This window comes from Paenibacillus ihuae (assembly GCF_001368795.1).
Taxonomy (GTDB): domain Bacteria; phylum Bacillota; class Bacilli; order Paenibacillales; family Paenibacillaceae; genus Paenibacillus_AQ; species Paenibacillus_AQ ihuae.
Genome location: NZ_LN831198.1, coordinates 2246549 through 2254974, shown reverse-complemented (window position 1 = coordinate 2254974; position 8426 = coordinate 2246549). Strand labels below are relative to the sequence as shown.

The window sequence follows — 8426 nt, the reverse complement described above, 5'->3', positions numbered from 1 at the left end:
ACTGGTCCAGCGTGAACAGCACATCCCCCTTCTTCACCTGCCCGCCGTTCTCAACCTTCCAGCCGGTTACTTTGGAGGCGAACGGTGCATAGACAAGTGTTTCTTCCTGGTATTGCGATCGTCCCTTGACCTGGACAGAACTGGTAACCGTCTCCTGGGTTACCGGAAAGCTGATCACCTGCGGAGGCTCCATAACCACTTCCGCTTCACCACCCTTAAATACTTTCCCGTACAGCATATAACCTGCACCTATCACAATAACCGCGATAATAATCCACTTAAGGCTGCGCTTTATAATCCTTTTCATTGTCGGGCTTCCTTTCAGCTTGAATTGCTAATATACGTTGCGCGGCACGCTAATCCCGTTTGATGGCTGTAAGCGCATCAGTTCTGGAGGCACTGATCGCCGGATAGATTCCGGACAGTACACCGGTCATGATGGCAAACGCCAGTCCGACCGGAATCGTCATCAGCGGGATAAAGAAGGTTAACCCGTCACCGGCTGTGCCGACCAGTTTGTTAAGTCCCATAATAATCAGATAAGAGAAGACAACTCCTAAAACTCCGCCGAGCAGCCCCAGCAAAGCAGCTTCTGTGATGAACATGTTACGGATCTGCCCCATGTTCGCGCCAAGCACCTTCATAATCCCGATCTGCCGCCTGCGTTGATGTGTGGACATCGTCATCGCTACGATAATAGAGATCGAGGCGATAACCAGAATGAATACCCCGATGCCCAGTGCTGCCATTTTCATCATATCAAAGGTTTGTTTAAGCTGTTCCTGCTGGTACAGATTGTCACTGGCCGACAGACTCAGCTTCTGAATCATTTCTTCCACCTGCTTGATATGGTCGACACTGTCAACTTTGACCGTTACTGATTTGTAGGTGTCCTCTTCCGGCTCTGAAGTCATACTGGTATCCGTAAAAGACAATTCCTTCGCGAGCTGTGCAGCCGTTTCAAGGGAGACATAGACGATCTTCTCGTAGGAAGCCCTCAGCTCGTCAGTTCCTTCCGGGCTTGCCAGAATGCCGCCTACCTGGAGCGGTGAACTGAGCTTGATATTACCCGCCGGATTGGAATAATCGGTAGCCTGCATCTGGATCTGCTGCCGGTACATCTCTGTGGGCAGGATTGCCATGCTGTTATACTGATCCATTAGTTCCTGGTTAAACGGATCTGCGCCAAGCCGCTCGTACAGCTTCTGACGGGTCACATTATCAATCAGACCCAGCGTCGCCCCATAGTTCAGCACAACCATTCCCGGCAGATCCGTGACCCCGCCTTGTTTGAACTTATGGCCGAACTTGGTCAGCATCCGTAAATCCGTGGCTTTGATCTGGACATCGGCAAGTTTATTGTCAATAGTCAGCATTTGCATATAGCCTGCATCTTCAAATGGCGCAGCGGCAACAACATGATTGAGCCCCTGGATAATCTTCAGCTTTTGGGCGGTCAGCTTGCCGGGATTCAGGTTATCATTACTCTGCGCTGATGCCCCGGTATTCCCGCCCTGTGAAGGAATGCCCCCGCCTGGAGACACGATGATTTCATCCATTTTGAAATTGCGGTTTACTTCGTCGGTCACATAGACCTGAGCGGATTGGCCTATGCTAAGCGCCACAATTATCGCCGCACAGCCAATCGATATTCCTGTCATACACAGACCGGTAACCACTTTACGCCGTTTGACCTGATCCCAGGCCATTCTGGATATATCTCTAATCTTCATCCTGCACCTCCCGGCGCGGGCACTGTATCCGGCTCAGAGTTCAGATCATGAATTAAGTACCCGTCGCGCAGCGAGAACGTGCGCTGCATTTGCTCAGCCACCTCATGCTCGTGTGTTACCACTATGAAGGTTGTCTTCATCGTCTGATTCAGCTTCAGCAGAATTGCGATGATCTCTTCCTCTGTCCTGGAATCCAGATTCCCTGTCGGTTCATCTGCGAATATCACAGACGGCTCCGTAATCAGCGAACGGGCGATACTGACCCGCTGCTGCTGGCCGCCTGACAACTGCGAAGGGAATAAATCCGCCTTATCGGGAATCCCGACCTGCTCCAGCAGAGCCAGCGCTTTTTCCTTGCGGATAGACGGTGAGACAGATTGGAATACAAGCGGAAGCTCGACATTCTCACGCACTGTAAGACTGGTAATCAGCTCATAGGCTTGAAAGATAAAGCCGATATGCTTCCGGCGGAATTCAGCCAGCTTGTTCTCACCCATCTGTACAATATCGTGGTCAGCAATATAGATGTGACCTTCGGTCGGCTTCATGAGGCCCGCCATCAGGTTCAGCAGCGTAGATTTACCGGAGCCGGAGCTGCCGAGCAGCGCTACCATCTCTCCTTCTTTCACCGTAAAGCTAATATCGTGCAATACTGTGGTCCATTCATTGCCGGTTTTAAAAGCATGTTTAATATTTTCAACTCGCAACATGGAAGCTGCTCCTTTGTGCACTTAGGATATAGACAGTTTATTTCTCCACTTCTTCCGGTTTCGGTTTCGGCAGCATGTCAAAGAGGATGGTGTATACCTGGCTTCCCAGCTCCTGCCGCTCGCCTTGGAATTCATCGTATAAGGTTAACCTGTAGGTTCCTCCGGTCATTTGCTTATACAGGCTTTTGCTGAAGGACATGGAGTACATATTGTTATTTCCCTCAGTAAGGTCTGTACCGAAGGTCACCACTTTATCCTGGGATTGTCCGTAAGGATCGGTCATTCTAAGGATCAGCTTGTGTTCGGAATCTCCGGAATCAAGGCTGTTGTCCCGCGACAAATTGTAGCTCATATTCAGGGTAATAGTATCACTGGCCTCCAAATGTCTGCCTTCCGAGGCTAGCACCGTTAAGGTGTATGGATATAGAGCAATTTTTTGCAGATTGGCTGCCGGAGTAACGGCCTGCGGGGTAAGGAGAAGTGAAGCCACATGAATAAAGCCTGTCGGTTCTTCCCCGCTTTCGCTAAGCTTGCTGCCCGTCACCCCTGTTCCTAAGTACATGGAGACATCTGCAGTAGCAGCTGTTTTGGGCAGCTTGGCCCAGAACGTAATCAGCTGTTTGCCTCCAGGTGTCGCCGCATTGTCCGTCTGATTTACTTTGGCTTCATAGAACTGTCCATCCGCTGTTTTGTAATAGGCTTGCAGCCTGGCCATTTTACTCTGGCGCTTCTCACCGCTGCTCATCAGCAGCTCGGTATATACGATGTTGGCATTGCTGCCTGGGTAGACTGTGGTTCTGCTCTCCTGAACAGTGGCGTTTTTACCTTTTCCGGTAATTGTATAGATATCACCACGCTTCAGATTGTCTATAGCGCTTATGAAGCTGTTCGTGCTCAGATCGAGAAACGGAATATTCTCCGTATCCGATTTGACGGATAAATTAATTCTGACATTCTCGAACTCATCCGTGTAAGGGATTTTGGTCAGCAGCGAAAGTTCAGCAGACTTACCGGGAGCAAGCACCGACGACTCTTTATCCATCAGGAGATCGGTAGTTGAGGCCAGATTATCGGTATCCAGCTTCAGAGCCCCCTTCAATTCAGGAATTGTGAGGTTTACAGACTGGGTATTGGTAATTCTCAGCTTGGCGATGACAATATCATCATCCTTCCAGGGATAACGCTGCAGAGATTGCAGACTGTAAGAGAAAGAGCCATATTGGTTAGTAGCCCCATATTCTTGGCCGCTGTGCACATCGGCACGCAAGGTGTATGGAATTGTAAAATAAGCTACCGGAAAAATCAGCTTTGCAGAAGGCTCGGCCGTATCTGCTGTTCCTGACGGTTCTGACGGCCCTGACCCGGTTCCGGCTGCTGCGGTGACAGCTTCGATCATTTGTAACTGCAGGTTAGATTGCTCCACCTCAAGCGGGATTTCAACCGTCAGCGGGACAACCTTCGTTTCCAGCGGCTTCAGGATAAGACCGCTTAACCCCTTGGAATTCACCGGGAAAGCCGTCCCTTTGGCCGATTTGACCGCCAGCTCATAAACAGGCAGCGTTACCGCCTTGTTCCCGGTGTTTTTTAATTGCAGCTGGAACGACCATACCGCTTTGGCATCCTCCGCATACACCGAGGCGCCGGTAAGCTTCGTATCAACGGTGTTGCTGCTTAAGACAAGCTTTTTAACGGCCCCGCTGGCTACAACCAGATCCGGAGTGGTAGCTGCCGGAAGCTTATAGGAGGTTTTTGGGAGCTCTAGCTTCAGCGCCTCATCCTTTTGCGTGAATTGCAGCTTCATGTTGGCTGTTTTCAGATAAGCAGGAATTTCCGTCAGATAATAAATGCTTTTTTTCTCCTGCGGCTGAATCTTATAGCCTGTCTGGGAACTGCTCAGTGCTAGCTCAAACGAAGTCCCGCTCGCCGTAACCAGGTAGGCCGAATAACCCGGATCACTGAGCACTTTGTTGCCTTTGTTGGCAAGATTAATTCCCACCTTGGCATAGACCTTACCGGCATACTTATACAGCTGAAGTGAGTCTGCACTTGCTGTAACCGGGATATCATTCATCTTCGTATTAAGACTCTTCCCCAGCTCCACAGCGGTGGAATAATTAGCCGGCACAGCAATAGAACCTGCGTGCTTAAGATAACCTTTAGTCTTCGTGTCCCACACATACATGGCGATCTTAACGCCTTTCAGCGACGTGGTTTGTCCGATATTCACGTAATATGTAATACTCATACTGTCCTTTGCAGCTACCTTCTTCTTCGTTGCGTCTGCGGTTACAGGATTAGCGGGAATCACAGATCCGCCCGGTGTAACCACACGAGAGAAGTAGCGCTGCAGATTTGCACTAGAACCGCTGTTATTTGTAATCTTCAATGTGTAAGCAAGAATGTTACCGCCGGACTGCGTCCAAATGTTAACGTCCTCTAGCGCTGCTGTAACACCTGCCGCTAGTGTAATTGGATTCACCTTGACTGCTGCAGTAACTGAAGCTGCGGGCAAGGTTGTCCCTGCGGCAAGGACGGCTGGAGCTGCCGCACTTCCTGCCAACTGGGCTATAGCAAAGCTGCTTAGGAGCAGTGCAATAGTTTTTTTATTGATCGGTCTCATGGATTTCCTCCCAGGAATATTTGCTAGAATTATTATAGTTGCTAGCACACAGGGAATTGTATCCAATTTGTAACTCTTCCAGTCTGCTTGTAACTTTTTATCCCATTTACGCAAAAAAACAGCACCATTAGTGCTGTTTTTAGAAAACGTTTTGTTAATATTTGTTCCACAGTGACTATAAATCTATGAACTGAATGACCGTCTGTACTGGCTTGGAGGTAATCCCTCCGCCAGTTTGAACACTTTGATAAAGTAACTGGATTGATGAAAGCCGGTCAAAAGGGCGATCTGCTCGACAGGCAGTTCTGTTGAGACAAGCAGCAGCTTGGCCCTTGCCAGACGGCAATCGCTTAAATAACGGTTCGGGGTCTTCCCCATGATGGAGCGGAAAAGCCGTAAAAAGTGGTAGCTGCTGTATCCCGCAAGCCTCGACATGCTTTCAAGCGTCCAGGGACGCTCACATTCCTGATGAATGAGGTCTGCCGTTCGGCGGATCGAATGCCTGATCTCAAGCGGCACGGAGCCATGCAGCGGTTCAGAGTTTTGCAGCAGCGTAACCAGAATTTCATAGAGTACTGCGGAGAGCCGCGGTTCACTGCGTGTCTCGTAGGCCGCGCTAAGCCGGTACATCTCCTCGAATCTGGACGCAAGGCCAGCGTTAAGATCAAATGTGAAGAAATAACCGCGTGACTGGTCTGCTTCCTCCAAAAGTGGCAGGGATATGGCCGTATTGAAGTGAACCCATCGTACCTCCCAGGGCTGCGACGGATCAGAACCGTACTGCTGATAGGCCCCTCTAGGATAAAGAAAGCCGCTTCCTTTGCTCATCGGAATCCGTTCGCCCTCCTGAAATACATACCCGGAACCGCCAAAAACCAAATGCAGATTATAGCTGTTCAGCATCCCTTCACTTCTTCGCTCCGCATGCTGCGGGAAATCGCTGTAATGTCCCAGGAATTCCGGATAACAGACATAGTGGGCATAGGCGGGTGCCGGTAATACCCATTGCAGTTTCAAACAATCCGCTCCTCTCTGATTTTCATATCCAGCACGCAAGAAAATAATATAAAAGCAATATTATGTTATATGAGATTCCTATGAGCTGATATTACAATAGATTAGAAGCGTTCACAAAGCATATTTTTACACTTGGAGGTTAAGATGAAGAAACCTGTCGCTGATAAACAATTTGAGCTTGGCGTCTGCTATTACCCGGAGCATTGGCCGGAGGACATGTGGGATGACGATTACCGCCGCATGGTGGAAACTGGCTTTACCATTGTCCGGATGGGCGAATTTGCCTGGTCCATTTTCGAACCCGAAGAAGGCCGCTTCCAATTTGGCCTGTTCGACCGCGCCATCGATTTGGCCCATAGCCACGGGCTCAAAGTTGTGCTCGGAACACCTACAGCTACTCCCCCTGCCTGGCTCACCGAGAAATACCCTGAAGTGCTGAATGTGACCTATGAAGGCGTCACCCTTCAGCATGGCATGCGGCGCCATTATAATTACAGCAGCCCTAAATACAGGGAGCTATGTGCAGAAATCGTATCGCAGATGGCGTCACATTACGGCAGCCATCCCGGTGTGGCCGGCTGGCAGATTGATAATGAGCTGAATTGTGAGATCAATGAATTCTACTCTGAAAGCGATCACACTGCCTTTCGTGAGTGGCTTCAGCGCAAATATGTAACCTTGGAGAAATTAAATGAGGCCTGGGGTGCCGTCTTCTGGAACCAGAGCTATACCAGCTGGTCTCAGGTGTATTTGCCGCGTCCTACTCCGGTGCCGAAGCAGCCTAATCCGCATCAGGCGCTGGATGAGAAACGCTTCATCTCTGACAACACCATCTCTTTCGCCAAATTACAGGCGGATATTCTTAGGGCCAAGGCGCCTGATCAGTGGGTAACGACTAACGGACTGTTCGGGCATCTCGACAGCCATGAACTGCAGGATGAGCTGCTGGATTTCTTCAGCTATGATTCCTATCCCCAATTCTCCAGCATTTCTCATGACCCGGGCGAAAAGAATCCGCTCGGCGACCGGAGCTGGAGCCTGTCCCTGTCTGTTGTCCGTTCGATCAGCTCTAACTACTGCATTATGGAGCAGCAATCGGGTCCCGGCGGCTGGGTCAATCGGATGGATATGCCTTCTCCGAAACCCGGACAGATGCGGCTCTGGACGTACCAGTCCATCGCCCACGGTGCGGATATGGTGCTATATTTCCGCTGGCGGACTGCAACAATGGGCAACGAAATTTACTGGCATGGCCTTAACGATTACCATAACCTGCCGAACCGCAGGGTCCGGGAAGCCGCGGACATCGGCCGGGAGCTGGCGGCAGCAGGTAAAGCGATTACCGGAACCCGGGCAGAGGCTTCAGTAGCCATTCTGCGCGACTATGATAATGAGTGGGATGGCGAATACGATATTTGGCACGGGCCGTTTATGTGGACCAGCAACAAGGAATGGTTCAAGGCACTGCAGCGGCAGCATATTCCAACAGATATTGTCTACATGCGCAGGAAGACAACAGCTAAGGAGCTTGCACGATATCAGGTACTGGTCTATCCTCATCCGGCGATTATGACGGACGACACGGCAGCGGTGCTTGACGAGTATGTACAGCAAGGCGGCACGCTTATCTTCGGCTGCCGCACAGGATATAAAGATTCACGCGGTCAATGCTACATGCGGGCTTTTCCCGGAGCCGCTAAGGAGCTCTGCGGGATTACCGTAGAAGAATTTACGATGGTTAAAGGCAATCGTGCTCCTACTACGATTAAATGGGCGCAAGGCAGCGAAGCGCTTACCGGAGCAGATTCCTTTAATGACATCCTGCAGGTGGAACAGGACAGCGTGGAAGTTATGGGCCATTACGCTACCGATTATTATGCCGGCAAACCGGCAGTTACCCGGAACAAACGCGGCAAGGGCGAGGTCTGGTATTACGGGGCGGTCTTCAATGAGGAAGCTGCGCTAAGAATCATCGGCAGCTTGAATATTAACTCTCCGGCTGCGGAGTGGCTTGAGCTGCCCGCCGAGGTTGAACTGCAGATCCGCCGGAGCGACACCACCAGCCTGACGTTCCTCTTGAATTATAGTGAAGCATCTGCGGAAATTGTGCTCAAAGAGCCGCGGACGGATTTGCTGACAGGTAAAGAATGGCATGGAAAGTGCACTATGGAGGGATTTGGTGTCTTAGTGCTGCAATAAAATCAGGAAAGGAGCGCTAATGGAACACTGTTCCGTTCACGGTGTGTTTTTTCTGAATAAATTGAAATAGCGACAATCAAGGATGTTAGTACAAAGTCCTTGGCTGTCGCTGTTTTATTACACTAATGTTTGCCGATAGGTTAGCAG

Annotated in this window: 5 protein-coding genes and 1 pseudogene; 1 reads left to right on the top strand and 5 read right to left on the bottom strand. The window is 50.3% G+C overall.

The genetic code is table 11. The annotated features are described in order from the left end of the window. The 5 genes and pseudogenes from AQR02_RS33950 to AQR02_RS10155 form a co-directional block, all read right to left on the bottom strand. Positions 1 to 307, bottom strand: a pseudogene (locus tag AQR02_RS33950) (biotin/lipoyl-binding protein); the annotation flags it as partial. A gap of 49 nt (positions 308 to 356) precedes the next feature. Then, a complete protein-coding gene (locus AQR02_RS10170) occupies positions 357 to 1733 on the bottom strand; it encodes an ABC transporter permease (RefSeq protein WP_054940464.1) in 1377 nt (458 codons plus the stop codon). After that, positions 1730 to 2443, bottom strand: coding sequence for an ABC transporter ATP-binding protein (locus AQR02_RS10165; protein WP_054940463.1), 714 nt, complete (start codon positions 2441 to 2443; stop codon positions 1730 to 1732). Before AQR02_RS10165 ends, AQR02_RS10170 begins: the two co-directional genes overlap by 4 nt. 37 nt (positions 2444 to 2480) lie before the next feature. Then, positions 2481 to 5063: a hypothetical protein gene (locus AQR02_RS10160; RefSeq protein WP_054940462.1), complete on the bottom strand. Its 2583-nt coding sequence runs from the start codon at positions 5061 to 5063 to the stop codon at positions 2481 to 2483. 183 nt (positions 5064 to 5246) lie between these two features. After that, entirely contained in the window at positions 5247 to 6080 is an 834-nt protein-coding gene (locus AQR02_RS10155) for a helix-turn-helix transcriptional regulator (protein WP_054940461.1), read from the bottom strand. Positions 6081 to 6224: 144 nt separating this feature from the next. On the opposite strand from AQR02_RS10155, the gene AQR02_RS10150 reads away from it, so the two are divergent. Beyond that, a complete protein-coding gene (locus AQR02_RS10150; protein WP_054940460.1) occupies positions 6225 to 8279 on the top strand; it encodes a beta-galactosidase in 2055 nt (684 codons plus the stop codon). Positions 8280 to 8426 lie beyond the last annotated feature (147 nt).